Origin of the sequence: Brevundimonas sp. S1H14 (assembly GCF_047716865.1) — a bacterium.
GTDB lineage: Bacteria > Pseudomonadota > Alphaproteobacteria > Caulobacterales > Caulobacteraceae > Brevundimonas > Brevundimonas naejangsanensis.
Map to the genome: position 1 here is coordinate 863,545 of NZ_CP136679.1, position 26,736 is coordinate 890,280.

Sequence of the window (26,736 nt, forward strand, 5' to 3'; positions counted from 1 at the left end):
TGAATCGTTCCGAGCGGCTCAGCCGTCGTCCCGGAAAAGAGATGATTGCCAGAACAGATCAGAGAGACGGTGCAGAAAACCCGATCTCTGGGGGGAGCCGTTCGGCGAGGAACGCGCATGCGTTAGCCAAAGGCTCAGCGACTGGCGTCCCAGAACAAGAAGCGTTGGCTTTCAGGAACTCGCAGTAAACCAGCATCCCCGCGTAGCCTCTGGGTGATATCGACGGATCAAGGTCCGCCTTCTGCCCCGTCACCTGCTCGATGGCCTTGAAGCGACCGGCATGCCCCACAAGTCCCTCAGCACCGGACTGCCCACGGTCGGTAGCCAGCAAGTAGTTCGACACAGAGCTTTCCAGAATGACCCCTCGCTCGCCGACCAAGAAATCCTCGTAGCCAACATAACCTCCCATCCGGTTCTTAGCGTTGACCTGACCGCAGACCCTTGGACCTTCGGCCTTCACGTTCCGAAACTCAGCGGACTCAGGGTCGAGCAACTGGTCCGCCACCAACTCTTTTGCCTCCCTCACGCGAGCGTCGCATGCGGATAAGCCCATCAAGAAGATTGCGCAGGCGAAGAAGCGAACTCTGGGTGCTGGCATGGCTGCTCCGATCATGTTGACGCCTCGCCGATCCATGAGACCATAAGCGTTCCCGTAACGGCAATAGGAGAGCGGCTCTGACCAAGCGTGTGGCGATCTATGCTCGTGTCTCGACGGACAACCAGACGGTTGAGAACCAACTCCTCGAACTCCACGCTGTCGCCCAGCGTCAGGGCTGGGATGTCGTCACCGTCCTGACTGATGAAGGCATCAGCGGCGCCAAAGGGCGTGATCGGCGTCCCGGATTCGACGCCCTGTTGAAAGGTGTCGCGCGGAGAGATTTCGAGCAGATCATGGCGTGGAGCGTGGACCGCCTCGGTCGATCTCTGCCCGACCTCCTGTCCTTCCTGAACGACGCTCACGCCAAGAACGTGGACCTCTATCTCCACCAGCAGGGCCTCGATACGAGCACGCCATCAGGACGGATGATGTTCCAGATGCTGAGCGTCTTCGCCGAGTTCGAGCGTGCCATGAGCCGCTTGGTCGCCTGGTAGGCCATCCGCGTCGTTGGCGACCAATCCCGCGTCGGATCATCCATGTATGCGTCGTAGAGATCGCCGAGCGTGATGCCGGTCGAGGCTTCCGTCTCGACAATGGCTGGCGGCGATGCGAGCGGCGCCGGTTCGCCGAATGCTTCGAGCATGATCGGATCGACGATCAGACCGACCTTTGACCGGGCGATTTCGAATTCCTGCTCGATCTGGGCAGCCACTCGTAAGGCGCGACGCTTGGCTACCGTTGGGCTGTCCGTCCCTAACGATTTCCAGACCTCCTTCTTGCCGACAATCCCACGCAGAGCGTCGGGAACTCGCCGCCGATAGTAGATGCGACCACCACCTCGTTCGACCAAATGCGTTCGAACATTGTGTAGCAGCTTTGTGTAGCAGTCTTTTCGACGTTTTCCTGAATGATCAGAACGGTTTAGCTCCTGATCATTGGGTAAATTGTGTAGCAGGGTTGTGTAGCAATCGTGCGGAAACGGTTGTGCGGACGGTAATTCCGCAGCGTTTTCAACGATATGGTTGGGACTGGCGCGCCGCCGTGGATGATCCCGAGAACTATTCGGCCTTGGTCGGCTGGGCCGCTTAGCGCCAAGCCCGGTCATTAGCGAGCAGCCAACTTCCGGACATCCAGCTCCGCCAACAATGGCTGCTTGCGATTGTGAAAAGCCGAGACATACGCCTAATCAGTCGCTCGGAAACTTTAATTTGAACAATGTCCGCAGCACCCGTTGGATGACCTTCTGATAGTCCTCCACGTCGCGATCGGACACCTCCACGGTCGCCCGTTGGTGTGTGAGGTTATTCCGCAGGTCGTAGTAATGACTGACCTTGGTCAGCAACGTCTGCGGCAAGGTCACCTTGGACGCCACGTCCTTGATGACGTTGGTCCGACTGGTCATCAGGTTCGCCAAGAAGGCATTGGTGTATTTGTGCGCCGGGAACAGGTCCTTGCGGTGGACGATGAATTCCTTGAGCGCGATCTCGAAGTTGCTGTCTAAGAGCATCAAGGCCGCGCGGTTCCGGGTCTTGAACCTGCGTTGATCGCCGATGACATCGACCAGACCCATCGCTTCCACGAGGCCAAGGGTCCAAGGCTGGTCACGTACGATCCTGCTGTTGTCCTCCATCACCTGCTCGAACCGGCTCGGACGCTTGGTGCTGGGCGGCCGCGGCAGGATTTTCTTGCGCCCGGAGCTGGCTTGCGCTGGGTCCAGTTCCTCCATGATGCCAGAGGTCTGCGCGATGATCTGGTCCCGCTGATGCTTGGTGCGGCGGGACACCTGCGAGAAGTAGCTGATGAAATCGATGATCCGCCCGCGCACCGCCATGAACGCCGGATGGCTGTAGGTGATGCCGCTCTTGCTGCTGTTCCACGGCATGAGTTCCGCCGGACCGGTGAACCTTACCACAACCCGCGCAAGCGAGGCGTCAGGGTGCGGGACGCCAGCTTCTGAAGGGACGTAGTAACCGACCTCCCGAACCTTCAGCTCCTTCACGACAAGCCGATTGTTGCATTCGAAGTAGACGCCGTAGTTTTCGCCTTCGGGTATCCGGTCGGTGATCAAGCCGCCAGTGATGTCCACGTTCAAAAACTTGCCGGGAGACGGTTCGATCTGGAAGGCCACATGCTTGGGGGAGAACTCCGGCGGATAGGCCCAGGCGTCGATCGCGACAGGCTCGACCATAGTTCCGTTGAGGAATATCTCGCAGCCCTCGTCGATGAACCAGGCGTATATCTCACCTAGGCGATCCAGCAGCGCATCCGCGTCATCCTCGTCGAACCCCTGGCGCACCTTTGTGATGTCTACGGTCGTGGTCCCGGGCTCGATGTCGGGAATCTCGAAGATGTCGAGGGTCCAGTCGGGGTTCTCCATCCACTCCTTGGTGAGGTCGATCTGTATGCTCGTACCGTTGCCTCTACGGGTCCTGATCTCTACCAGTTCGCCCAACGCTACGCCCGCCCGCTTGCCGCCTACGCCGAAGATGCCGATCGACCCATGGTCCAGGGCGTTGCCGCTCGCACCAGGGGCGATCAAGAGTTCCGCGTCCTCCTCCGCCACTCCCCCGGCATTGTCATGCACCTGGATGAACTGTCGGTCCGCGTCGAGGGTGATCTCTATCCTGAAGCCCGCTTGCTTCCCGTTTGAAAGCCAATGGTCGATCGCATTGTCGACCAGTTCGCAGACCCCCGTCTGCAGATCGTAGTCGCTGATGATCGACAGAAAGAGCCGCTTCTTCGGCGTCCCATCGACGGTCGTCAGGAGTGTTTTGCGCGTGACCTTTGCCACTGATCGCCCCAAAGCCCAGAACCGACCACAGAGTTTCACCGTTAAGCTAACATAGTTCTCGGTGAAGTTGCGAGGCTGCGATCAACGTTAGGTAGGACGCGACGCGCTAAGCTTTTTCCCGAGGCGAGGCCATCGACAAAGCCTACGACATTTACGTCACGCACACCTTCGTCACGGGGTCCAAGATCAAGGCGGCACGACATGTCGCCAGCTTGCCTGACCCAGACTTCGTGCGTTCGGTTCCTGGGCTGGAGGCATCTCTTTCCGAAGCGCTGGGCTATCTAGGTCTTGTCCAGCCGGCACATTCATCGGCCTAGGGTAGTTCAGGCAGGCCTGCCGAGCGCGGGCGGCCCGCATCCCCGGTCAGAAGCGAAGGCCTGGAGACGACACTGTCTCGTCGCTGACGAGAAGGTGATCCGGGAGCGGCCAAGGCGTTGTATGCCGCCCGATGCGGTAGGGCGCCATGGACTCCGTCAGCGCCCAGGTCTCGTTTCGATCCGTGGTCAGTTCAGGGCGCAAGTAGTTGGCGTAGACCCAGCGGAAGCGCGGATTGTCGGGCGTGAACTGGTGGGCCTCGACCATGTTTCGAACGTGCCTGACGGTGTTCACCTCGCGTCCGCCCATGGTCTCGACGCCGACGTGGACGACACCAGGCCGGTCAGCCGGCAGCTGCCGCTCGGCCTTCGCAACGACCTGCCGGAAGTGCTTGGCCTTGTGCCGGATGGCGGCGGGCGAGGAACTTGTCCAGGTCACCACGCTCACACGGTAGAGCGTATGGGCGTAGATAGGCCGCTTCTTCGCCGGGCGCCACCGGGCCGAGAAGCTGTGGTCAGCTTCGTGATTGTAGTTGCCGGAGACCAGTTCGATCATCCGGCTCGAACCGTAGAACACGTCGTCATGGGCCATGACGCGGCGCGCCAGATGCCAGGTCGGCGCGGCGATCGCACCGTCGGAAACCTCGTCGGACCAGACCGCCCGCTTTTCGCAAATGGCCGTCTCCACTCGGTTCACCAGATAGTCGGGCGGGACGTCCTGAAGTTCGACCTTGAAGTCGACGGTCAGGATGAAGGACGTGTTTAGGCGCTCCCTCAGGCGATGGACTGGCGCAGCGAGCGCCAAGCCAAGCTGACGTTCTTTGATGGCGTAGGCCGATGGCATGAGGCGCTTGCATTCGATGGCCCAGCGACGATTGCCCTGAGAGGCATGCAAGTCCGGGGTCGGCGGTCCGCCACGGATTTCCTGTACGAACCGGGTGTCCCAGCCATGCCTGTTCCAGGCTAGGGCGACCAGCAGTTCATAGATGCCGGGCTCGGGCTGGCGCCGATCGCCCGTCATCAGGCGCGCGGCCCGGTCCTCGGCGCCCGGTATCGCCCGCAATCGCCCCAACTCCAGGCCGAGGCGCTTCAGGTAGGGAACAGACCGAACCATGGCGTCCGGTACGAAACTCTCGCGACTGGCGGCGAAGGCCTCGCCCTGGACGATCCACCACGCCGCGGCGTCGGATGGATCGAAGGGATCAGCGTGTTCGCCTCGCTTCCAGGCCTCAAGCGCCGACGCAAGATGAGCGCGCTGGGCGTCAAGCCGGCCTTCCATCTCATTGGCCGGCACGAAGCCCTTCAGCCAATCGACCGCGGCGCGCACGTCCTCGTCACGCCAGTCGTGGCCCGTGCGAGGCGCGATCCAGTTTGGGTCGGGAGATGTCATGGTGCCAAACGTTGAACGATGAAGCTTGCGCCGCGACAAGGGTCGGCAATCTTGAGGCGAAGAGCAATCGGGTCGGGCACGCGCAATCCTTGGGTAGGATTACGGTCAAGCATCTCCTCCTTCGCCCCCCAGTTCAGCACGCCGCCCAGTTTGAAGGTAGGCGTTTATGTTGGCGGCGTTGATCAGGTCGGTGCGCTGCTCGGCTTTCGCCCTTTCCGCGATCTCGACGGGGCCGAGCTTGGGAAACAGCTTCGATGTGTTGCAGGGTTGCCAGCGCAGCACCTCGATCATCTCACGGCACTGGGTCCGCGTGATGCTGCGGATCGGGGTGTCTTTCCCGAGGATTGCCGTCACGATCCGCTTGGTCGTCTGATAGGCCATCCGGGTGGTGGGTGACCAATCCCGAGTAGGGTCGTTCATGTAGGCATCGTGGGGGTCGCCGACCATGTGGAAGCCGCTGTTATAGTCCGGCCTCCGCCAGATTGCGTCGACATCTCCTATCCTTGCTGAGGATCGCCACGACGAGCCGCTTGTCTCGCTCAGAAGCTACGCCCGAAGGAGCGTCTGAATCGCCTCGGCCAGCTGTCTTTCTTCATCCTCAATGTTAGCGGCGTTCAGGCTAATGCGTCCGTTATAAACCTGATACGGCCCCACCTTGCCGAGCAGCGCAACGCTTGCTTCGTTCTCGGCGCGGCCCGCATGCAGCAGCATCACGCGCTCGGCACCATAGCGTGCGCCATAAAGAACGACCTGATTCACGTTATCCCGCTCGGGCTGGTTGGGTGCGGGCTTATACTTTGCGTCGATGACCAACCGAATAGCACCATTCACCTCAATGACGATATCTGGCGTGACGGGGACATTCTTCACGCCAGCCTCGATCGGATCGAACAGCTTCTTCTTAGCACCCGCAGGAGCTGCATTATTGCCGTCCCACACCGTGATGTCGTTATCGCCCTTAAAGTGTTCGGCCAGCACGCGTCGCACATATGTCTCGAACACCTTCGCCATATCGATGATGATCGACGGCAAGATCGCCATCCCATCATTTCCTCGTATGGAGAAACCCGAATCTGAAATGACCAATTGCGCCAGCATAAGTGCGTCAGCGTATCCCTCATGCTGAATGGGCAAATGGCGAATTGTCTGCGCTATTGCCTCCGGAGCAAGATCGAAGCGTGACGGCTTATCTAGGTCCTCCAGCCGACCTACTGCTTGCCGGATGCGCAGAATTCGACGCCGTTGGCTTTGGCTCTTGTTGCCGTGATAGCGCGCAAGAAGCTTCTCAAAGCCGAAGCGCAGAATTCTATTGGGCGCGAAATCTGTCGTGCGGTGAAATGCGCTCGAAACAGCCGTAGGAAAACCTGCCTTCGCCGATCGCCACGCTGCCTGAAAAGGATCTATTCGGCCGAAGGGGGAAGATCCAATCCGCTGCTTGCGTTCGTAAGACTTGAGCAATCCATTTTCCCAGACCCTGTCGAATGCACTGAGCAACTGATCGGCCAGCACGTCGAGCAGGGAATCTGGCAGCTCATCACTGTGAGAGAAATGCCGCGTGTAGTTTTCGAGGATACGGGGGCTGTAGCCGGCGGCCATTCCGATCAGGCGTTCGAGATTGCCGATCGGCACGCGCGGACTAACTTCCAGCGCGTATCGATCATTTAGCGGTATATATCCCACCCAGCCGCCGCACTGAATGCTGGGGACGCCGCCATCGAACACCGGCCGAAAAAGCTTGCCCACATCGGCGTACAAATCGAGCGTGCCATCGCCACGAATAATATCGGCCGGCAGCGGCTTAGTTTCATGCTCTTCGCCATAGATGGGCGTACGCATAAGCTGCCGCGACGCCGCAAACCCACGTCCGTTGAAAAGCTCGCTGATTTCAAGGACGCCAGGCATTACGTCTAGATGCCCGGCTGCGGGTTGTCAGGCGGTACAGGGGGCTGTTCGCTTGCTTCTGGTCCGTCGAATGCGGCGGCGGAGGTTTCCTGCGCCGCGCCGACTTTATGTGTCGCCGGGACAACCTTCAGCCAGAGCCGTCTTATATTGCTCAGAGTTTCCTTGTCGAGCCTGCATGCTTTCGTAAAGAAAGGCAGCAGACGGAACGTCCACGCCCGCCGCGCACTGTCTTCATCGACGCAGTTGTTGAAATAGGCATGGCCCAGATGGACCATCTCGTCATCGATCGCCTGCACGGCTTTGAAGAAGGTAACGATGCGGTCGATGAAGGCAGGGTCCGCCTTCTTCCCGGTCAAAATCTCGCGCAAGGCGTCGGCATCGGGTGGCATGTCGATCTGAGCGAACCGCCGTTCGAGCGCCACATCCAGTTCATCCACGCCCTTATCCCAAGGATTCATTGTCGCGAGAATGGTGAGATTGGGCGGCACGATAAGCGTTTTGCCTGAGGCCAGATGGAATGTCCGCCCGCGTTTGTCAGGCTCTAGATAGGTAAGCGCTTCGCCAAAAACTCGTGCTACATCGCATCGGCTGATTTCATCGATCAGTATGACATGTGTAACTGCCGGCTTCTCACTGGCCTGTTTGCATATGAGTGGAAATACCTTATTTTGCAGCTCAAACCCGCTGCCATCATCCGCAGGGGCATAGCCCTGCATGAAGTCTTCGTACTGATAACTCGCGTGGAATTGCACGATACGCACGGCTGAAGGTTCGCCTGCGATGGTTCGGGCGATCCGTTCCGCGAAATAGCTTTTGCCCGTTCCCGGAGGGCCGGATAGGATGACCCCTGCGAACCCCATTGCCAGCGCCGCACGCACTTCGGTGAGGATCGCATTGCTTTCGGGAAGAAGCTCAACCTTATCTTCGAGATTAGTCGCAGCAACCGAGATCGGCGCTTCGGGTTGATGAGTATCGAGCCCAAGCTGCGTAGCAGACAGCGGCCGCACTCTGTCCTGTGTCACGCTGTCCATCATCACCCTTGTAGAAGCTCAAGGTCCTGGGCCGCAAAGTCGGCGGCATCATCATAAAACAGCGCGTCGAACACGGCGGCCTCAGCGCTATCCTTGGCGCGCAAACAAAATTCATCACGAAATGCGGCGACAGCGGATGCCACCGAAGGCGCATCCAGCTCAAACCCATAGTCCCGATACATGAAGGAAGTCAGTGCCGTGATTGGCAGCTTGTGGCCCCGGAGAAGGTGTTGAGATGCGCGCGCCGCGTGATCGGCCGGCAGTGTATACGTCGTGTTGAGCCCGCTGCCTGCAACGTCGACAACGCGAAAGAAGGGACCAGGGTCTGCCTTAACATTGCTCGGCGCGTACGAGCCCGAGACATTGTCATTGAACCAGATGTTTCTGCCTCGCGACACGAACGGCCTCAAGTACGGACGCTCCTTCTCGACATCTAGTACCTTCAGATATCGATCATAAACATCAACAATATCGCTGATTTGCGAGGGACTTCCAGCTCTTTTCTTTTGCGACCGCAAGATGGCAAGGTATCCGGGAACGTGCTCGTGATTCTTATTTTTCAGTAATGAATCAATCGATCTCCGAACAGCGTTGACGCTGAACACGTATAGATCAGGCTTTTTTGCCTCGTCCGCCACGGCGCTTTGATCCTTTAGAATCACTCTCTAGCGCCAAATCTACACCGATTGCGCTTCTTCCTGCACTCGCAGCCGCGCGCAGCGTGGTTCCTGTCCCCATGAACGGGTCAAGCACGATACCCGGACGAAACGGACCCTTGCATCCGCAATCGCTCCAGCCCACTGCCCGCCGCTTGGCGAAGGTGAACTCACGGAAATAACCGCCCAAAGCGAGTTTCGCTTCCGCCGCCAGTTTGCGCACCGAAGCCGAATTGCGGCCTGTTCCTGTCTGCGTCTTCATAGCCTTACCGGCATCGGAGATGCCCGTGGCCTGTATGGCGGCAATATGCGCGTCCGTCAGGCCGTGCTGCTTGGCCAATTCCATTGCGCGTTTAGCTTGCGGCCTGGAGGGATCAAGCTCCGCTGTGCGCTCTACAATGCGACGGCGCGGCTTACCGCAATGAACACAGACCTGTTCAGGGCAGGCGAGCGTGATGATCCGATCGACCAACTCTTCAGGATAAGGCGCGAGGTGATCGCTAACATTCCGGCGCAGACCGATCTGCCAGACATCGCTGGGACCGGTACCATTTCCATACTTTTCAGCATATCCGTACTGGTCGTAATAGTAATCTCGTCGCTGCTGCGTGAAATGGATGATATACTCATGTCGACTTTTAAGTCGATCTTTGGCGGGATCGGGCATCCCGGCGTCCTTAACCCAGATAATGCGATTGCGCACTGTCCAGCCTGCATTGTGCGCAGCAAACTCCAGCCGCCCGGGCGTGTTCGCCAGCGACCCTTTGTGATAAGTGTCGCCGATATTGATGAATACTGACCCCCACTTTGGCAGTATTGCTTTCCAATTTTCCATGCAATCGACCAAGCTGCCGACAAACCCTTCGGCGGTGGCTTCTTGTCCGATCTGTCCCTCAACACCGTAATCGCGTTTCAACCAGTAAGGCGGTGACGTGATGACCACATCGGCTTCAGCCGCATTCAAGGGCACATGCCGTGCGTCGCCAGCGATCTTTTTCGTAAAGGTCGGAAGAAGGCACCGCTCGTCCCCGTCAACGTTCTCGCTGGCCAGGCCGGAGTTCGTCGGTGACGGCGATCGATGTGAAGTCATGGCCGGTTTCGGCATTTGCACTGCTCCGAAATCGGTAGGCAACTGATTTACTGCTCAACCCTAATGAAGGCGAGCGGCGTGACCTACAATCTGTAAATGGCACGATTTAAAGGAATCGTCGAGCCCAAAACAAAGCATGAACATTTTGACCGTAAAAGTCAAAGGCAGGGCTCCCCGTGCCGACCGCTGTCACATGCTGCGCTCGTGCACGCTAGGGCATTGTCATCGGCAGCCCTTCGGCTCACCAAAGCGCCATGTGAAGGTGGATTGTTTTTTGCATACGAAATGCGTTCGATTTTCAGCACATTCTCAAACGGACTTCGCCGACCTCTCCGCGGAATTCTTCGCCCAGCTCAGGAGCGGTTCGAAATCCGCTTTAGAAATCCTGCGCGATCCTCCCACCAGCGCCAGGCCCACTGCTGTCGCGCCTTTGCAAACATCTCCAGTCGATCCAGCAGGGGCCTAATCGGCAGGGGTGCGCTGAATAGAGTTAAAGTCTCGAAATCGAGAACATTGACGGGCGTTATCTCGGCAGTCCCGACGTCCGTCCGTTCCAGTCGACGTGGCGCTTCGTACGGTGGCAATCATTCCGCAATCAGGGTTTGAGGTTGAGGAGCCCGCAACGTTCGCGGATATTTCATCCCACCACCATTCGCCAGTCCGTTCCGGCCACGCCTAGCCTCTCATGCGAACGCCTGGCCCACCATTGGAGTCCGGCGAGACAAAAACTACGCCAGCCTGTTCAAGGGCCTGCTGGATACGAGCCATATTGGTGGTGAGGATCGCCCCTTTTCCGCTCTCAAACCGCAGAATGGTCGAGTCGGCCACGCCTGACAGTACGGACAGCTGCCTCACGCTAATCTTCAGCCCGGCGCGCGCCATCCTGACCTGGCTAGGCTCCAGCATGATCGAAATTCCTCCTTCGGTGACGGAATTTCGTTGACTTCGTCGCAGAAATTCGGTGGAGTGTAGGGGAAATTCCATCAAACTCCACCGTTCAGCATGATCTGAGCGACCGGGCGGCTGCGCGGGAGGTCACGCATGCCTGACCACCAGGATACCCAAAGACGTGCGATTCCTCCTCGCGGGGAAGCGACACTGGGCTCAGCGAGCGCGGCGTCATGAGGACCTGGCAACGCAATCCCGACCTCCACCTTGCGCGGGCCTTCGCCCAAAACGCCCGCGTCTTCCACGCTATGGCCTGGACCGATGATGACCGTGTCGGCGTCCGATCGGCCTACCATTCAGCCATCGCCATAGAACTCGGCCTCAAAGCCTACCTGCTCCATCGTGGGCTCTCCGATGACTGGAATCGCACCCATCTCCGTCACGATCTTACCAAGGCGCTTCGGTGCGTCCGGATGCTCGGGTTTCAAGGCATCCCAGACGGCGTCGCCGAACTCGCTGCTGTGCTCGGCCCTCTCTACGCCTCCGGCGCCCTGCGCTCCGGTATATGCAATCCGGAACTGCCACTGCCGCCCGACGCGATCGATCAAGTCATCTGCGACCTCCTCAGCGCAGTGGACGTCGCCATCGGGGTGGAATGTGAGGCGAACCCATGAGGTGTTGGCCCTCGCTGCTCCGACGGCGTCCTCATCGATCAGCCGAAGAACGCCAGCGCCGGGTTCTCGTCCGGGCGATCCGCCGACTGCCACGCGCTTGTCGCGACGTCTTCGTTCTCCATCGCTTCGCCGGAATGTCCCTGGAGCAGATCGTCGAGCATCTGGGTATCGACCAGCAGGCGGTCCAAACGCGCCTCGCGGAGGCGCTCGTTCGCTTGGGCCGAGCCGTCGATGAGGGGGGCGATTGTGAGCCTTCTGAACGGCAATGAGGGTCTAGGGCAGGATAGGCTTTGCGCCGGCATTGTCTGACAGGCTTGGCCGTATTGACCGTCATTGCGTGGTGAGGAGCAGCGCCGTCCGCCCGCTTCAACCCCGCTTCGCGCCCTGCGGGCTGCGGCGGGCGCCGCAGGCGTTGACCCGGTCGGCCGCTGCCGCTGGGGGCCTGACATGGATCGAGGGATCGATCCGCTTTGCGAGAAAGCGGCCTCCGGAGATTTGCGAGGGAGAGGTTACGAATATGCGCGCTCTTATGGAGCGGACAGCTTGCTGGCTATGTACGTCCAGCCGTCATCAGAGCCCGTGGCGCATCGGCGCCGGACTCCGCCAGTGCGGCGAGTTGGCGTACAGTCGGCCGTCCGCGTCACCGACACCTGGCCCGATGATCTCCCGATCACCCCGGCGGAGCTTCTGGCGGTGGAGGCGTGGCTTGGCGAGGTGCTCGACGAGATTCTGGGTCCGCGCCTCTGAGAGGAGCAGGGCATGAGCCGCAAATTTATTGCCACGACAGCAGGCCTCCAGAGCCGCGCCGCCCTCTATCTTCGGGTCTCGACCGGACGACAGGCCGTCAACGATCTGTCGATCCCCGATCAGCGCCGTCAACTTGAAGCCTACTGCGAGAGCAAGGGATGGGAGACGACGGCGGAGTATGTCGAGCCGGGCAACACCGCCACCGACGATCGGCGGCCATCCTTCCAGTCCATGATCGAGGCCGCGCTGATCAAGCCGCCCGCCTTCGACATCATCGTGGTGCACAGCTTCTCGCGGTTCTTCCGCGATCAGTTCCAGTTCGAGTTCTATGTGCGGAAGCTGGCGAAGAACGGCGTGCGTCTGGTCTCGATCACCCAGGAACTGGGCGACGACCCTATGAGCGTGATGATGCGACAAATCATGACGCTCTTCGACGAGTATCAATCCCGCGAGAATGCCAAGCACACCCTGCGGGCTATGAAGGAGAACGCCCGTCAGGGCTTCTGGAACGGCGCGCGTCCGCCCATCGGCTACCGCATCGTCGCGGCCGAGCAGCGTGAGGCCAAGATCAAGAAGACGCTGGAGATCGACCCGCTTCAGGCCGAGACGGTTCGGACCATCTATCGCTGGGCGCTGACCGGCGACGGCTCGCAGGGACCGATGGGGCTGAAGACCATCGCCACGCGGCTCAACGATCAGAACATCCGCACGCGGGACGGGGGGCGCTGGGGCATCAGCGCCGTTCATCAGATCCTGACCCGCTCGACCTATGTGGGCGAGCACCGGTTCAACACCCGCGACCACAAGACCAGGACGCCGAAGCCAGAGTCTGAGCACGCCGTGATGTCGGTGCCGCCCATCGTGTCGAAGGCAGACTACGAGGCGGTCCGGGTGCGCCTGGCGTCGCGGAACCCCAAGTGGACGCCGCCGCGCGTCTCGAGCGGGCCAAACCTGCTGACGGGCATCTGCTTCTGCGGATTCTGCGGCGGCGCGATGACCCTGAGGACAGGGAAAGGCCAGGCGGGCGGCCAGTATCGCTACTACGCCTGTTCGACCAAGGCTCGCATGGGCGAGGCGGGCTGCACTGGCTTGGCCGTCCCTATGGACAAGCTGGACGACGCCATTATCGACCACCTGGAAACCCGGCTGCTCGATCCGGACAGACTTGCCACGCTGATGGAGCAGCTTTTGGATCGGCGGGAGGAATGGGCTGACCAACGGCGCAGCCATATCGCAGAGATGCGCAAGCGCGCCACCGAGGCCGAGGCCAAGCTTAATCGGCTCTACGAGGCTATCGAGAACGGTCTGCTGTCGCCGGACGACGCTTCGCTGAAGGATCGCGTCGCCGAACTCTCCAGCATCCGCGATCAGGCAAGGGCGGACGCCGATCGGATCAGCGCCTCAGTGGAGCGGTTGGCGCCCACGATCACGTCGGACGCCTTGGCGCGGTTCGCCACCGCCGCGCGGCGTAAACTGCGGGATCGCACAAGCGGCTATCGTCGGGATCACCTGCGCGCCCTCACGCAACGCGTGGAGGTCATCAGCAAGACCGAAGCGCGCATCATCGGCTCGAGAACCGAGCTTCTCCGGGCCCTAGCGTCCAGTGATGGTGGGAATTACGCCGCCGCTGGCGGAGTTCTCGGTTTTAAACCGAAGTGGCGCGCCCGACAGGATTCGAACGTCCAGCAGTCAGCGTCGCGCCTTTCCATGCAGCAGGTGAGTCGTCGCATCAGCCGGATAGGGCGAAAAGACGCCAGTATGTCTCGACGCAGCCGCCCAGACGCGGCATATCTGACGGGCCCGGTGCGGCCCACGCGTATGTCCAGGCTGCGGCTAAAGGCGTGGGCGCATGCGAATCTCACATGTTCTCAACGCCCGGCGCACCCTCTTAGGCCGTCTGGCGGTGCTTCGCCCCGGGACGGATTACGGACCGGACCGATAAACCTCGAAAGTTGCGGGATTTGGGCTAGACTCGATTCATGAAGCGCGGCCTCGATCATCTTCCCGAGAGACAGCAGCAGGAGCTCGCCTGCATCCGCACAACCATTCTGGAGGAGTTTGAGGCCGCGCTCCGAAAAGGAGCCGGAGGGACGTCGGACTGGCGCAGAAACGGGAAAGTTCTCAAGATCATCCTGTTCGGCTGCTACGCCCGCGACGACTGGGTCGACGAGCCGGACAACGGCTATCTGTCTGACTTCGATCTTCTCGTGATCGTCAGCCACCCGAAACTGACCGACATCGCCGACTATTGGTGGGAAGCCGAGAACAGGATTTCCCGCGACCCCTCAATCGGCCGCATCGTGAACATCATCGTTCACGACCTCGCGGAGGTGAACCAGGCCCTTGGCCGCGGCGAGTACTTTTGGACCGACATCGTGCGCGACGGGGTCATGCTCTACGAGCTGCCCGGCCACCCGCTCGCCGTGCCCAAACCGATGACACCCGACGACGCAGCTGCCATGGCCGACCGCTACTTCGCTCATTGGATGCCTAAGATTGTCGACTCGCTGGAGATTGCAGAGTTCTGCATGAATTCGGGGAAGCGAAATGATGCCGCGTACAATCTCCATCAAGCTGTCGAGCGCGCATACATCTGCTTCCTCCTCGTGCACACCTTCTATTTCCCGCGCTCTCACAACATCAAATTCCTGCGCTCCCTCGCGGAGGATGTCGACAAGCGCTTGATCAGCGCCTGGCCGCGCGAGCATCGCCTCGACAAACGGCGCTTTGAGATGTTGAAGCGCGCTTATGTGGAGGCGCGATATTCCGATCAGTACGACGTGACCGTGGAGGATCTGGACCAGATCGCAGCTAGCGCGCGTCGCCTCCGCGATCTCGTGGCCGAGACCTGTCGGGAACGTATCGGAAGCCTGAAGGCGGCGGCTGGCGGTTAGGGGCGCCGGCGGATGCCGGCGACGGCTCCGGCCCAGCGGATTATGCGAACGACTGTTGCGCCGGCTCTGGAGGCTCAACCTCCACCGCCTGTCGATATTTGCCCCATGCGAGGTTTCCGGAAAACCTCGCATGATTGTCTCGGTTCGCCGCCTCGCACCTTTCCGATGGACGGAATCCGGATGACAGAGAACTGTTGATCGGTGGGCGTCAGCTGTCGAAGAGGCGTGCTTGCAAACCCCGCGCGCTTGATTCAAGCTTCTGTTGCGCCGTCCTCGGACGGCGTCGAGGCGTGAGAACCTCGCTTGAGACGATCAACACATCCTCGCTCCGCGGCAGCGGCGTGGCCGGCGCGTATGTCCAGGCCTTCGGGCTAAAGGCGTCGACGCATGCCTCAAGCATGATCTCAACACCCGGTGCTTCGGCCGGGCTCGCCTCGCCAGCTGGAGGCGAGCCCGTGTCGGATCGAACAGGAGGGGTGGGGGACAAGGCGGTCGCAAACGGCCTGCACGACCTGTATCGCGCCCATTCCGGCTGGCTGACGGCGCGCCTGCGGCGCCGCTTCGGCGACGAGACCGAGGACCTTGTCCAGGAAGCCTGGATCCGCGCCGAGGCCTATAGCCGGCGCGGCCTGGTCCGACACCCCCGGGCGCTTCTGCTGACGATCGTCAGGAATCTCGTCATCGACGGCGACCGTCGGCGCCGACGCGCGCCCGGGTCCTTGACGCTCGCCGACCCGGTCGACAGCAACCCTGCGATCGAGCCTGCGTCCCAGGTCGACGCCGTCGCGCTGAAGCAGATCTTGCTCGCCATGCCGCCGGACCTGCGCGCGGTATTCGTCTTGAGCCGTTTCGCGCATCTGGAGTATCAAGAGATCAGCGAACGTCTGGATATCCCCTTGACCACGGTCCAATGGCGGATGCGAAAGGCGCTCGAACACTGTGCAGCCCGGCTGCGGCTGTAGTCGATGGGGAACGCCATGAGCGACCCGCAGGACGCCCTGAGCGTCGAGGACCGTGAAGCGGCCGAGTGGCACGTGCGACTCGGCGAACCGCCCCTATCCGCCGAGACCCTCGCCGCCTTCAGAATCTGGAGGCAGGCCGGCGAGAACGCCGAAGCCTACCGCCGGGTGGAGGCGATCTGGCGCAGCGCCGGCGGTCTGGCGCGCGATGGGGACATCGAGGCCCTGACGCGCGCGACGCTCGCCGACACAGGCGGGCGGGTCCGGCGGCGCCGTCGGACCTGGGCCGCGCCGGCGGGGCTGGCGCTGGCGTGCACGCTGACGGCGGCCGTGGCGCTCGCCTTCTGGCTTCCGGCGCGCGGGGTCCACCAGACGACCGTGGGAGGCCGCGAGGTCGTCGCGCTCGCCGATGGCACGCAGGTCGAGCTCGATACCGACACGCGGATCAAGGTCCGCTATGTTGCGGGCGAGCGCCGCGTGGTGCTCGAGCGGGGACAGGCGCTCTTCACGGTGGCGCGCGACGCGGCGCGACCGTTCCGGGTCGAGGCGGGAGGTACGGAGGTGACGGCTCTGGGGACCGTTTTCGACGTGCGCCGGCAAGCCTCGGGCGCCCGCGTCACGCTCGTGGAAGGCTCGGTTTCGGTGGCGGACTCATACGCCCCGGCGCGGACGTGGCGGCTGACGCCGGGTCAGCGGGTGGAGACTTTCCAGGCCGATCCGGCTCCCATTTCCGTCGACCCGGCCGTGGCCACGAGCTGGTCCGAAGGGCGGCTCGTTTTCCAGGACACGCCGCTGCGCGAGGCGGTGGCGGAGACCAACCGCTACCTGACCGGCAAGATCGTTCTCGCGGCGGGACCGGCGGCGGATACGCCGGTCAACGGCGCCTTCGTCACCGGCGACCGGGACGCCTTCGTCGCCGCGGTGTCGGATCTGTTCGATCTGAGCGCCCAGCCGACCGCTGACGGCGGCGTGCGTCTTTCGCCGCGATCTCTCGGCGGATAAATTTTTCAACCCGCCGCTCAGATGAGGCGGTTCCCCGACGTCTCCTGTTCGACGTGATCCTGCGTCGGAGGGGAATCCATTCATGACCGCCTTTGCTCAAAGCCTTCTGACCGCCGCGGCGCTTTCGCCGATTGCGGCCGTGATCGTGGCCTCGGACGCCCAGGCCCAGACGACGCGCGATTTCAACATCGCCCGCGGCGCGCTCGATGGGGCCCTGGTCGCTTACGCCGACCAGGCCGGCGTGCAGATTCTTTACACCTCGGACCTCGTGTCGGGGCTGGAGAGCCGGGGCGTCGCCGGCCGGCATTCCGTCGAGACCGCCCTGGACCGCCTGCTCGCCGGCACAGGAATCGTCTGGTCATGGAGCCGGCCGGGGGTGATCGTCCTGCGTCGCGCGTCCGATCCGCGAACGGCGATGGAGGACGCGACCCGGATCGAAGACGTCATCGTGACGGGCTCCCTCCTGCGCGGACCTGGAGAGTCGCCGTCGCCCGTCACGGTCATTTCACGCGCGGACCTGGATGCGCGAGGGGCCGGAAGCGTCGCCGATGTGCTGACCGCCTTGCCGCAAAGCTATGCCGGATCGGCGACGCCGGGGACGCTCCTGACCCTCAACGACACCCAGGGAAGCAACAGTTCGCTGTCGACGGGCGTCAATCTGAGAGGGCTGGGGGAGGACGCCACCCTCGTCCTCGTCAACGGGCGGCGGGTGGCGGGGACCGGGTCGCGCGGGGAATTCGCCGACCTCTCCGCCATTCCCGGCGCGGCCCTGGAACGGGTGGATGTCCTGCTCGACGGCGCATCCGCCCTGTATGGATCGGACGCCGTGGGCGGCGTGGTGAACGTGATCCTTCGCCGCTCCTTTGACGGGCAGGAGAGCCGCGTGCGGGCCGCGACGGCGCAGGGCGGCGCCGAGGACCTCACCGTGTCGCATCTGATGGGGACGAGCTGGGCCTCGGGCTCCGCCCTGGCCAGTTACGAGCGGCAGTATTCCAGCGCTCTGGGCTCGGGCGATCGGCGCTACACGGCGACTGGAGACCTCCGGCCCTGGGGCGGGCTCGACTATCGCGGAATCTACGGCGCCCCGGGCAACATCGCCCGCTTTGATGCAGGTCTCGGAGCCTATGTCTCGGATTTCGCCATCCGGCCCGGCGCGGAGGGCGTCGCCCGCGTCGCGTCCGACTTCGCGGCGGGGGAGGCCAATCTTTCCAATCGCCGCAATGGCATGGATCTCCTGCCCAGCCAGGAACGCCACACCGCCTATGCCCGATTTCGTCAGGAACTGGGCGACAGGATCGAGCTGTCGGGAGACGTTCGGTGGAGCGACCGCTCCTACGAGTACGCCAGTCTGTCGGCCGGCGGCCTCTATACAGTGACGGCGGCCAACCCGCATTTCGTCTCCCCCAACGGATCAACCTCCCATCTCATCGCCTATGATTTCGGTCGAGAGCTGGGTCCGACCCTGCGCTCCGGCCGATCGCGCAGTCTTGCGGCGACGCTTGGGGCGGACGTGGATCTGGGCGGCTCGTGGTCGCTCGACCTCTACGGCGCCTGGGCGGAGGAAATGAACCACGGCGCCCAGGAGAACCAGATCAACACCACCTTCCTGAACGAAGCTCTCGGCTCCCTCGCCGACAACCCCGCGACTTCCTTCAGCGCGTCGCGGGACGGCTATCTGAACTTGTTCGGATCGGGTTCCGCCAATAACGCCGCCGTTCTGGATTTCATCAGCCAGGGCTTCGACCGCGATTGGGCGCGCAACCGGGTCGAAACGGTCAATGGGGTGGTTGACGGGGTCCTGACGGAGCTGCCGGGAGGACCCTTGAAGCTCGCGGCGGGGGCCAATTATCGTCGTGAGACCTTGCGCAACAGAAGCGCGGCCTTCCGCTCCGGCGTCACGCCGAGCGAGAGCGCTCTAACCTTCCGCACACGTGAAATCCAGGCGGCCTTCTTCGAGGTGCGCGCGCCGCTCGTCGGCGGGGACTTCACGCTTCCGGGCGTCCACCGGCTGGAGCTGAGCGTGGCCGCGCGTACGGAGGACTACAGCGACTTCGGGTCGACGACCAATCCGAAGCTCGGTCTGATCTGGGAGCCTTTCGACGGCCTGACGACACGCGCCAGCTGGGGCGGCTCCTTCCGGGCGCCGGCGCTCACCGAACTCTACGAGCGCGTTCAGATCGGCGCCGCCAACCTGGCCTCGCCGACCGGCAGCCAGCTGACGCTGATCCATCTCGGCGGCAACACCGAGCTGCAGCCGGAGAAGGCCGAGAGCCTGACCGTCGGCTTCGAGGTCCGGAGACCGGAAGGGTTCAGGTTCGGAGCCGACTATTTCGACATCCTGTTCGATGATCGGATCGGCCGACCGGCGTCCAGCAACCTCACCACGGTTCTGAGCAATCCCTCGCTGACGCCGTTCCTCACCTATGTAAACCCCGGATCCGACCCTGCCGATCTGGCCCTCGTGGAGAGCTATCTGGCGAGCCCCTCCTATCTCCAGCCGGGTCAGTATCCGGCGGCGAACTTCAGGGTCATCCTCGACGGTCGTTGGGCGAACACCGGTGAGTTGCGCACGCGAGGCGTCGATTTCACCGCCGGCTACGGTTTCGATCTGGGTCGGCATCGGCTCGACCTGGACGCCGGCGGCAGCTACGTCCTGGAGTATAGCCGCAAGCTCACGCCGGTGGCGCCGCGAGAGCAGCTGGTCGATCTTGTGGGCTACCCTGCGGATCTCCGCCTCCAGGCGGCCGTGCGGTGGTCCTTCGAGGACTGGGGCGGGCGGATCGGCGTGAACTATGTCGACGACTACCGCACCCTGACGAACATGAAGGTCGCGTCCTGGACGACGGTCGACGCCCAACTCCGGTGGTCGCCCTCGGGTCGCTTCGGTCTCGACGGCGTCGACATCGCCCTCAGCGCGCAGAACCTCTTCGACGAGGATCCGCCCTTCTACGATAACCCGCAGGGTTTCGGCTTCGATCCGGCCAATGCGACCATTCTCGGCCGCGTCGTCTCGCTGCAATTGACCAAGCGCTGGTGAGGCGCGGTCATGGTCACAGGCCTGCGGCTTCTGCCGCGGATGCTTGCGCTTGCGCTGGCGTCCGTGGCGACCCCGGTGATCGCCGACCCGTTTACGGTCGATCTCCTGATGAAAAACGAGAGCTTCGGGGCGGTTCGAGTATCGCCTGACGAACAGCGCATCCTGTTCGAGCGACAAGGACCTCACGCGGCCTCCGACCGGTTCGATCTCGGCTATTTCGGACGTTGGACGACAAGCGAGGTCTGGGTCGCTGATCGTAAAGGCCGCCTTATTCCGAGACCTCTCCTTGGGGAGACGGATCGGCGCGGCGTCGTCATGGGGGACTTCTCCCCCAGCGGACGACGTCTCGTCGTGCATCGCCTCCAGAACGACCGCTGGGATACCGGCGTGGTAGAGCTCGCCTCCGGATCCGTCCGCTGGCTCGGTTTCGGCGCTGAGCCGGCGGTCAAGGGGGAAACGACGCTCTGGCGAACCGACGACGAGCTGCTCCTGACCGCGAGGGCCGACGGGGATCTCCCCTATGAGATCGGGGCGCTCTCGGTCGGGGCGCGGAACAGCCGGGAACGGCGGGAGGCGACGGCGCAGGGCGGTGTCGCAGCGACCGTCTGGGGCGCGGGCGCCCTGGCCGATCCCGTCGCGCCCGCCGCCCGGCTGCGCACCTGGCGGGTCGACCTCCTGTCCGGCGAGCGCCGGCTCGTTCATGAAGGTCAAACCTTGGATATGGCGCTCTCGCAGACCGGACGCTGGCTGGCCGTCGTGGACCGCGGCCCGCCCGAGGCTATCGATCCGGGCCGGCCGCTGCGCCCCTCCGATCAGGCTGAGGGCCGCCGTCTCACGGTTCTGGATCTCGAGAGGGGCGAGGCCTGGCGCCCGTGCGGGGAATGCAACATCGCGAGCGGCCTGCTCGGCTGGTCCGCTGACGACCGGCTGCTGGTTTGGGACAGGGCGCCCTCCGGGCGGGCCTCGGCCGGCCAACTCCTCGCGATCGCGCCGGGGCGGGGCGAGGTCGCCTCGCTCGACCTCGGCGGCGTGGAGCCCGATGTCGGCCAGACCCGGGACTCCGGCTTCCTGACCGTTCGGGCGGCCTGGCTCGGCGACGACGTCGTCCTCCTGGGGCGCGGCGCCGACGAGAGTCGTCTGGATTGGCATCGGGCGGGTGCGGACCCGATCAACCTCACCCGAGATCTTCCCTCCGCTCCAGGAGGCCTTGAGGCCGTGTCGGCGGACCGCTTCCTCACCTTCGCCGCCGGGGCGCTCTGGTCGGTCGACCGGAACGGACAGGCGTCCCGCGTCGCCGCGACGGACCGTCTGTCCAGCGTGACGACCCTGACCCCCTGGGCCACGCCCCGCCGGCGGCTCAATACGCCTCCCGCGAGGGAATGGACGCTTGGGCGAACCTCCGACGGCGGACTGCAGCGGTTGTGCGCCGACGGCCGGGTGCGGGAGATCGCCCGCGAGGCCGCCTCCACACTGAAGGCGGCCGGAGCCGAGGTTGCGATCGACAGAGTGGTGGAGAACGGCGTGGAGACCTTGCGGGTCCTGCAGCCCGGGACCACGCCCATCCCCCTCGCTCGGGTCAACGCAGCCTATGCGAAAGTCGAGTTCGCCAAACCAATGCCTGTGAGGACGCCGGGGACTTCGGGCGGGCGCCCGCCGAGCTGGCTCTACAGCCCGCCCGGCGGTCTCGTGCAGGGAACGCCGCTGGTCATTGTCGCCTATCCCGGGGCGAACGGGCATCCGGACGAGAATCCGGCCGAGTTCCACACGATGACCAATGTGCAGCTCCTCGCCGCCTTGGGCTATGCGGTTCTGACGCCGGCCTTGCCGCCCACGGGACCCGACGGTCCTGCGGCGCATCTGACCGACGGCGTCATCGCGGCCTTGGACGCCGCGCTGACCCAGTATCCGGAACTCGACGGTCAGAGGGTCGGCTACGTCGGCCACAGTTTCGGCGGGTATGCGGGCCTTGTCCTGGCCACCGAGACGCCGAGAATCCGCACCTATGTCGTCATGTCCGCGACCGCCAATCTCGCGGCGGGGTGGGGCGGCTTCGGCGGCTACCTCCGGCACAACCCGGAGTTCGGTCACATGATGCTGCGCCGAAACGCCGGCTGGAGCGAGGCCGGTCAGGGCGGCATCGGCGCGCCGCCGTGGGAGAACCCCGAAGCCTACATCGTCAACAGTCCGCTTTTCCACGCGGATCGGATCGTCGCGCCGGTTCTTCTGATCCACGGCGAGTTCGACTTTGTCGGGATCAATGAGGCCGAGGCGGTCTTCACCGCGCTCTGGCGCCAGAACAAGGACGCTCAGCTCGTCACCTACTGGGGCGAGCAGCACCTGTTCTACAGCCCGGGAACGGTGCGCGATCTCTGGACGCGCATCGACGCCTGGTTGGCGCGGACGATCGGGATTCCTCCGTCACGGCTCACGCCCCCCGTCGTCGCCCGTCCCATCGGCGAATCCAGGCCTCCAGAGAGACCGCCGCAAGGATTTCCGACGCGCCTCCCTGCCAGCGAAGCACATCTTCATCCAGCCGCGCTTCCATGAAGGCGCGATCGATGACCCGCTCCTCCGCCAGCCGCCCATCGAGAAGATAGGCCCTGAGGAAGGGGAGGTTCTGCGCCGCCTGCTGATTGAAATAGGCGGCGTAGTCGCCCTTGCCCTGCCGGCGCGCGATCGAAGCCGGCAGGCGGTCTGCGAAGACGTCGCGCGCGAGGCCACGCTCGCGCCCATTCGGCGCAAGATCCGGCACGGGCGTCCGCAGGGCCCATTCGAGGAGCGGTTGGGCCATGAGCGGGTGGATCATATCGACCGCTTCGGAGCGTCGGCAGGCCGAATAATAGGCGAGACCGCCGGTGATCGCGGCGATCTGCATGCGCTTGCCGGGCGGCAGATCGTCGGCGGCGCCGCGCCGGCTTTCCCGCGCCGTCCGGATTAGCGACCACGTCGATGTGCGGGTCCATCGCGCGACGCCGGGCAGCTGACCGGACAGGAGAGACCGCAGCGGACCGCGCCGCCACAGGTCCGCAAAGGCCAGCGGCGTGTGCATCTGAAAAAACAGGGCGTCGCCGCCCTTGCCTGTCAAAAGGGCGTCGACGCCCGCTTCAAGGCAGGCCGCCGCGACGAGGAGGTCGTTTTCAAGATCGCGACCGTTCTGGCTGGGCCATGGATCTCCCGCCGTCGCTTCGAACAATTCAGCGGAATAGGCGACCGCGGCGCGCGCCCGGCAGGAGAGGGGCGCGCCCATAAGATCCGCCGCCTCCTGGGCGTACCGGCGCTCATCGGTCTCGGCGTGTGGACCTCGCGTATTCAGGGCGAAGGCCACGGGCCGTCCGAGCGCGCTCAGCGCTCCACCCACGATCGCCGAGTCCAGGCCGCCGGAAATCTCGATACCGATCGCCCGCCGGCCGGACAGGACGCCGACGCAGTGATCGAGGATCCGGCGAAGGTTCCGGCGTGCGTCCGCCGCGCGTCGCGTCGGCGTCGCAGCGACGGCCTCTGGCGACCAGAGCGCCATGGAGCGGCCGTCGACGTCCGCGAGGCGGCCGGGCGGCACGGTCATGATGCCGGTGAGCGGAGACGGCCCTGCGAGGTCGAACGGACGTTCCGCCAGTGCTCGGACGCGGTCCCAGTCGAAGGCGACCTTCGGGGGCGCGGCGGCGACCACGGCGTCGGCGACGCCTGAGGTGAGAATCTGGAGACCGCGCGCCCGCCATCCATGGACGGCGAGACTTCCGGAAGGATCTCTGAACACGCGCATGAGCGCGCCGTCCGATCCACGAAAGAGGATGACATAACGACCCCAGCGGTTGCGACTGTACCATCCGGCGAAAGCCTCGTCGGTCTCTCCATCCGCTCCGCCGGAGCCCGCATCCGGGTGAGCAAACACGTCGCCGATGACCAGGGTCCCCGTTCGGGGGGCGTAGGACTTCGGCGGATTGGGTCCGCGGACGCCGACCCAGCACGCTGGCCGCCTTTCGATCTCGGTCCAACCGTCCTCAAGCGCCGCCGACTTCAGCCGGCCGGCCGCGCGAACGGCGGCGGGGTCCTCCGGAGACCAGCTGAAGGTCAGAAAACCTCGCATCAGATCGCCATGATCGGCGTGTACCGCGACACCCGCTCCGGATCGTCATCCAGCACGGCGTCCCCCACCTGCAGCCAACAATGGGCGCTGAAAGGCCACGTCCGGACGCCGAATGTCCAGATTGCATCGGCGCCGGCGCATCGCAGCATGAACAGGAGCAGGAAGGCCCGATGAAGGCAGGCCCCTTGGCCGGGCGCCCAGGGCATCAGTCTGGTGAAGGCGGCGGTCACCGCCGCCGCCTTCGCGTTATCGAAGCGGGCGACCGGTTTGCGAGGCAGAGCATCGATCAGGGCCTGGAGGGGCGGGTTTGGGCCAAGACGTCGCGCCTTGACGACAGCGACAAGCATATGCGCCGAAGCCATGACGGACGAAACGCCCGATCGGCATCTGAATCCTCGAACCGGAAGGGCGGGAATCGGGCGCGCGGAACGGCGTGGCGCGCCGCCTATAAAACCGGCGTCCGCCAGAAAGCGCATCAGTTCGACGTCGGCCTCGACGCTCGAGCCCAGGATACGAAGCGCGGACGCAGCGTGAGGCAGGCAGCTATAGGTATCGGAGCGCAGGTCCAGAATGACGAGGTCGGCTCCCACCGCCGCGAAGTGGACCCCCTCCCTCAGCATGCGGGTTTCGAACCGCAAGGTCGCCGCCGAGGCCGGATCTTCCGGCGCGGCTTCCGTCACGGCCGTTGCCGATGTGAGGCGCTGCAGGTCTTTGGGCCCGCGTGGAACGGCGGAAGTCGCCATGGAGCGGGGGAGGAGGCGAAGGAGATCGGGGGCACGGCTCTGTCGATCCTCTCGAACGAAAAGAACAGAAGCGGCGACCGCGTTCGATCACCGCTCCCGATGCTCAGGGAAGCGGGGGCCAAACGCCGAAGTCGCTCTCTGGCAGAGACCCCATAACTGCGCCGCGGGTAAGGACGGCGGCGGCGCCGAATGAAAGCAAGCGAAGATTTAATCGGGTCATTCTAACCTCCTGATTGATGCGCCGAAGCGCGTTTGCAGGCAGCGGCCCAGGGCGCAAAGGGCGACGCGCCCGTGGGTGCGACCAGATCGAAGTTCAGAACAGCGGCGGACGCGACGGGTCGCGTCCGCCCTGACGGTCAGGCCTGCGGTTGATAAACGCCGAAGTCGTTTTCGGGGATGGTTCCCCTTTCAGCGCCGCGCGTCAGGATCGACGCCGGGCCGAAGGCGATCAGCCGAATCTTTGAACGATCGGTCATGGTCAGTCTCCTTTGTCGAAGCCGCAAAATTGCGACGTCTCATCACGGACCCGAACGTCCCGACGGGCAATCTATATCTGTCGTGTATTTCAGTCGGGGCCGTCTTCCGGCGGCTTTCCCGTCAATCGGTCGCGCCCGGCGTCGAGCCAGGACGCGGTCTCCTCGGCGCGGACCCGGTTCTCCTCCTCAAGTTTTCGGAAGGTCTCCGTAAAGGCCTCGATGAGCGCGCGGGGATCCAGGGTGACAAGCCGCTCGCCCATCTTGTCGACGAACTCGCCCAGGGCGATGAGAAAAATCAGCATCAGCTTGCTGTCGGCCGTCCGCCTGGCGAACTCGGAGGCGCCGAGAGAGGGGCCCAGAAGCAGCGCCCACGGATCGCAGTCGGCCGCGGCGGCGAAGCGATGCACATAGTCCAGATTGACGCGGCCGGACCCCGCTTCGAAATATTCGTAAGTCCGCAAAGGCAGGTTCATGGCGGTCGCCGCCTGTTGGGCGGTCATGCCCCGCGCCCGCCGGACCGCTCGGGCCGCCAGACCGATCAGCCTTGCCTCGCTCAGATTGTCCACCCGACCGGAAGTCATAGGCGTCCGCCCTCTCTCCACCCCAGGCGCTGCGTTCGTCGCGCCGGATCAATGCAGGGGTCCCCGACCTTTTGAAAGAACACTGAGCGGGAAAAGACCGACCCGCAAGACATCGGCGGGCGGTCCGCGAGGCGTCTGCGGAAACCCCGAGGAAAGTTTTCGCAGACGAAACCGCCTGACTGGGCGACGATGGCGCGCCGGATCGTCGGGGCGCGCGGGCATCGGCGACACAGGACTCTGGACATGGCGCGTAACCGCGACCCGTTCACTCAGGCGCTATCGTCTTTGCGAGAGCGGATTCATTCCGGCGCGCTTCCAGCCGGGGCGCCCGTCATCGTCCAGGACGAAGCGGAACGCCTGCGTCTGTCGACGACGCCGGTCCGGGAGGCGCTGGCCCGGCTGAGCGGGGAAGGTCTGGTGGAGCGGGCCGCGTCCGGCGGCTATGTGGCGCTGCGCCTGGACGCCGCCGCGGCGCGCGATCGCTACGTCATGCACGCCCATCTGGTCCAGATCGCCCTCGAGACCAACACTCGCTCGCTGGGCTCCGTCAAGGCCCCTGCGCCCCGATTCGAGGCGGCGACGCCGGAGGCCGCGGCGCATCGTCTCTTTCTGACGCTCGTGTGCAGCACCGGCAACCGCGTGCTCTGGGACGCCTGGGAGAAGGTCAGTGGTCAACTCAAGGTCATCCGCGGAGTCGAATCCCTGCTGTTCCGGGACCTCGCCGACGAGGCGAGGACGCTCTACGCCGCCTATGCCGAGACGGCGGGCTCGGAGTTCGCCGAAATCGTCCGGCGCTACCATGAACGTCGGGCGAACGCCGCCGGCGCGCTCGCCGCCCTGGTTCTGAGCCGGGAAGCGTCCTGCGCCGGGGACTAGGCG

The 26,736-nt window shown here is 63.7% G+C and carries 22 protein-coding genes and 1 pseudogene; 10 read left to right on the plus strand and 13 right to left on the minus strand.

Annotated features, from left to right (window positions below; genetic code table 11):
- Positions 1-58: 58 nt before the first annotated feature.
- Entirely contained in the window at positions 59-613 is a 555-nt protein-coding gene (locus tag RSD66_RS04195; RefSeq protein WP_415289115.1) for a hypothetical protein, read from the minus strand.
- Positions 614-687: 74 nt separating this feature from the next.
- Here RSD66_RS04195 and RSD66_RS04200 point away from each other — a divergent pair, with 74 nt between their 5' ends.
- Positions 688-1,092: a recombinase family protein gene (locus tag RSD66_RS04200; protein ID WP_415289116.1), complete on the plus strand. Its 405-nt coding sequence runs from the start codon at positions 688-690 to the stop codon at positions 1,090-1,092.
- Here the strand turns inward: RSD66_RS04200 and RSD66_RS04205 are convergent.
- The 9 genes from RSD66_RS04205 to RSD66_RS04245 all read right to left on the minus strand — a co-directional run bounded on the left by RSD66_RS04205 (position 978) and on the right by RSD66_RS04245 (position 11,268).
- Entirely contained in the window at positions 978-1,703 is a 726-nt protein-coding gene (locus RSD66_RS04205) for a DUF6538 domain-containing protein (RefSeq protein ID WP_415289117.1), read from the minus strand. The two genes, RSD66_RS04200 and RSD66_RS04205, sit on opposite strands and share 115 nt — an antisense overlap.
- Before the next feature lie 81 nt (positions 1,704-1,784).
- Entirely contained in the window at positions 1,785-3,389 is a 1,605-nt protein-coding gene (locus RSD66_RS04210) for an ATP-binding protein (protein ID WP_415289118.1), read from the minus strand.
- Positions 3,390-3,752: 363 nt separating this feature from the next.
- Positions 3,753-5,132, minus strand: a complete 1,380-nt coding sequence (locus RSD66_RS04215; RefSeq protein WP_415289119.1) for a hypothetical protein — start codon at positions 5,130-5,132, stop codon at positions 3,753-3,755.
- 66 nt (positions 5,133-5,198) lie between these two features.
- On the minus strand, positions 5,199-5,540 hold the full coding sequence (locus tag RSD66_RS04220; protein WP_415289120.1) for a hypothetical protein: 342 nt from the start codon (positions 5,538-5,540) through the stop codon (positions 5,199-5,201).
- A gap of 99 nt (positions 5,541-5,639) precedes the next feature.
- Positions 5,640-6,929: a 5-methylcytosine restriction system specificity protein McrC gene (locus RSD66_RS04225; RefSeq protein WP_415289121.1), complete on the minus strand. Its 1,290-nt coding sequence runs from the start codon at positions 6,927-6,929 to the stop codon at positions 5,640-5,642.
- Between the two features lie 71 nt (positions 6,930-7,000).
- Complete coding sequence (locus tag RSD66_RS04230) at positions 7,001-8,029, minus strand: McrB family protein (protein WP_415289122.1); 1,029 nt, start codon at positions 8,027-8,029, stop codon at positions 7,001-7,003.
- Complete coding sequence (locus tag RSD66_RS04235) at positions 8,029-8,664, minus strand: hypothetical protein (RefSeq protein WP_415289123.1); 636 nt, start codon at positions 8,662-8,664, stop codon at positions 8,029-8,031. The genes RSD66_RS04230 and RSD66_RS04235 overlap by 1 nt, the downstream gene beginning before the upstream one ends.
- Positions 8,639-9,787 (minus strand): DNA-methyltransferase, encoded by a 1,149-nt coding sequence (locus RSD66_RS04240; protein WP_415289124.1) that lies wholly within the window; start codon positions 9,785-9,787, stop codon positions 8,639-8,641. The genes RSD66_RS04235 and RSD66_RS04240 overlap by 26 nt, the downstream gene beginning before the upstream one ends.
- A gap of 1,229 nt (positions 9,788-11,016) precedes the next feature.
- Positions 11,017-11,268, minus strand: coding sequence for a hypothetical protein (locus RSD66_RS04245; protein ID WP_415289125.1), 252 nt, complete (start codon positions 11,266-11,268; stop codon positions 11,017-11,019).
- 62 nt (positions 11,269-11,330) lie between these two features.
- On the opposite strand from RSD66_RS04245, the gene RSD66_RS04250 reads away from it, so the two are divergent.
- From RSD66_RS04250 to RSD66_RS04285, 8 genes and pseudogenes are all read left to right on the plus strand, one after another.
- Complete coding sequence (locus RSD66_RS04250) at positions 11,331-11,603, plus strand: RNA polymerase sigma factor (protein WP_415289126.1); 273 nt, start codon at positions 11,331-11,333, stop codon at positions 11,601-11,603.
- A 337-nt stretch (positions 11,604-11,940) separates the two neighbouring features.
- Positions 11,941-12,081 (plus strand): hypothetical protein, encoded by a 141-nt coding sequence (locus RSD66_RS04255; protein WP_415289127.1) that lies wholly within the window; start codon positions 11,941-11,943, stop codon positions 12,079-12,081.
- Between the two features lie 12 nt (positions 12,082-12,093).
- Positions 12,094-14,064, plus strand: coding sequence for a recombinase family protein (locus tag RSD66_RS04260; RefSeq protein ID WP_415289128.1), 1,971 nt, complete (start codon positions 12,094-12,096; stop codon positions 14,062-14,064).
- The gene (locus RSD66_RS04265; protein ID WP_415289129.1) at positions 14,061-14,975 is read left to right on the plus strand and encodes a HEPN domain-containing protein; all 915 of its coding nucleotides are present in this window, start codon (positions 14,061-14,063) and stop codon (positions 14,973-14,975) included. Before RSD66_RS04260 ends, RSD66_RS04265 begins: the two co-directional genes overlap by 4 nt.
- 290 nt (positions 14,976-15,265) lie before the next feature.
- Complete coding sequence (locus tag RSD66_RS04270) at positions 15,266-15,937, plus strand: RNA polymerase sigma factor (RefSeq protein ID WP_415289130.1); 672 nt, start codon at positions 15,266-15,268, stop codon at positions 15,935-15,937.
- A gap of 15 nt (positions 15,938-15,952) precedes the next feature.
- Positions 15,953-16,936, plus strand: coding sequence for a FecR family protein (locus RSD66_RS04275; RefSeq protein ID WP_415289131.1), 984 nt, complete (start codon positions 15,953-15,955; stop codon positions 16,934-16,936).
- Positions 16,937-17,018: 82 nt separating this feature from the next.
- Positions 17,019-19,973, plus strand: a complete 2,955-nt coding sequence (locus RSD66_RS04280; protein ID WP_415289132.1) for a TonB-dependent receptor domain-containing protein — start codon at positions 17,019-17,021, stop codon at positions 19,971-19,973.
- A 2,091-nt stretch (positions 19,974-22,064) separates the two neighbouring features.
- Positions 22,065-22,370, plus strand: a pseudogene (locus RSD66_RS04285) (alpha/beta hydrolase family protein); the annotation flags it as partial.
- Between the two features lie 28 nt (positions 22,371-22,398).
- On the opposite strand, the gene RSD66_RS04290 reads toward RSD66_RS04285, so the two are convergent.
- From RSD66_RS04290 to RSD66_RS04300, 3 genes are all read right to left on the minus strand, one after another.
- Positions 22,399-24,057 carry an asparagine synthase-related protein gene (locus RSD66_RS04290; protein ID WP_415289133.1) on the minus strand — a complete coding sequence of 553 codons (1,659 nt, stop codon included), beginning with the start codon at positions 24,055-24,057 and terminating at the stop codon, positions 22,399-22,401.
- Positions 24,057-24,737 carry a lasso peptide biosynthesis B2 protein gene (locus RSD66_RS04295; RefSeq protein WP_415289134.1) on the minus strand — a complete coding sequence of 227 codons (681 nt, stop codon included), beginning with the start codon at positions 24,735-24,737 and terminating at the stop codon, positions 24,057-24,059. Before RSD66_RS04295 ends, RSD66_RS04290 begins: the two co-directional genes overlap by 1 nt.
- Positions 24,738-25,365: 628 nt before the next feature.
- Positions 25,366-25,857, minus strand: coding sequence for a hypothetical protein (locus RSD66_RS04300; protein WP_415289135.1), 492 nt, complete (start codon positions 25,855-25,857; stop codon positions 25,366-25,368).
- Positions 25,858-26,100: 243 nt separating this feature from the next.
- On the opposite strand from RSD66_RS04300, the gene RSD66_RS04305 reads away from it, so the two are divergent.
- A complete protein-coding gene (locus RSD66_RS04305) occupies positions 26,101-26,733 on the plus strand; it encodes a GntR family transcriptional regulator (protein WP_415289136.1) in 633 nt (210 codons plus the stop codon).
- Positions 26,734-26,736: the final 3 nt, after the last annotated feature.

What these genes read in the sequence shown, in the direction of transcription:
- RSD66_RS04250 (WP_415289126.1), top strand. Translation starts at nt 11,331, where the DNA reads ATGAGGTGTTGGCCCTCGCTGCTCCGACGGCGTCCTCATCGATCAGCC.
- RSD66_RS04195 (WP_415289115.1), bottom strand. Translation starts at nt 613, where the DNA reads ATGATCGGAGCAGCCATGCCAGCACCCAGAGTTCGCTTCTTCGCCTGC.
- RSD66_RS04240 (WP_415289124.1), bottom strand. Translation starts at nt 9,787, where the DNA reads ATGCCGAAACCGGCCATGACTTCACATCGATCGCCGTCACCGACGAAC.
- RSD66_RS04290 (WP_415289133.1), bottom strand. Translation starts at nt 24,057, where the DNA reads ATGCGAGGTTTTCTGACCTTCAGCTGGTCTCCGGAGGACCCCGCCGCC.
- RSD66_RS04230 (WP_415289122.1), bottom strand. Translation starts at nt 8,029, where the DNA reads ATGATGGACAGCGTGACACAGGACAGAGTGCGGCCGCTGTCTGCTACG.
- RSD66_RS04305 (WP_415289136.1), top strand. Translation starts at nt 26,101, where the DNA reads ATGGCGCGTAACCGCGACCCGTTCACTCAGGCGCTATCGTCTTTGCGA.
- RSD66_RS04300 (WP_415289135.1), bottom strand. Translation starts at nt 25,857, where the DNA reads ATGACTTCCGGTCGGGTGGACAATCTGAGCGAGGCAAGGCTGATCGGT.
- RSD66_RS04220 (WP_415289120.1), bottom strand. Translation starts at nt 5,540, where the DNA reads ATGGTCGGCGACCCCCACGATGCCTACATGAACGACCCTACTCGGGAT.
- RSD66_RS04225 (WP_415289121.1), bottom strand. Translation starts at nt 6,929, where the DNA reads ATGCGTACGCCCATCTATGGCGAAGAGCATGAAACTAAGCCGCTGCCG.
- RSD66_RS04280 (WP_415289132.1), top strand. Translation starts at nt 17,019, where the DNA reads ATGACCGCCTTTGCTCAAAGCCTTCTGACCGCCGCGGCGCTTTCGCCG.
- RSD66_RS04260 (WP_415289128.1), top strand. Translation starts at nt 12,094, where the DNA reads ATGAGCCGCAAATTTATTGCCACGACAGCAGGCCTCCAGAGCCGCGCC.
- RSD66_RS04275 (WP_415289131.1), top strand. Translation starts at nt 15,953, where the DNA reads ATGAGCGACCCGCAGGACGCCCTGAGCGTCGAGGACCGTGAAGCGGCC.
- RSD66_RS04265 (WP_415289129.1), top strand. Translation starts at nt 14,061, where the DNA reads ATGAAGCGCGGCCTCGATCATCTTCCCGAGAGACAGCAGCAGGAGCTC.
- RSD66_RS04205 (WP_415289117.1), bottom strand. Translation starts at nt 1,703, where the DNA reads ATGACCGGGCTTGGCGCTAAGCGGCCCAGCCGACCAAGGCCGAATAGT.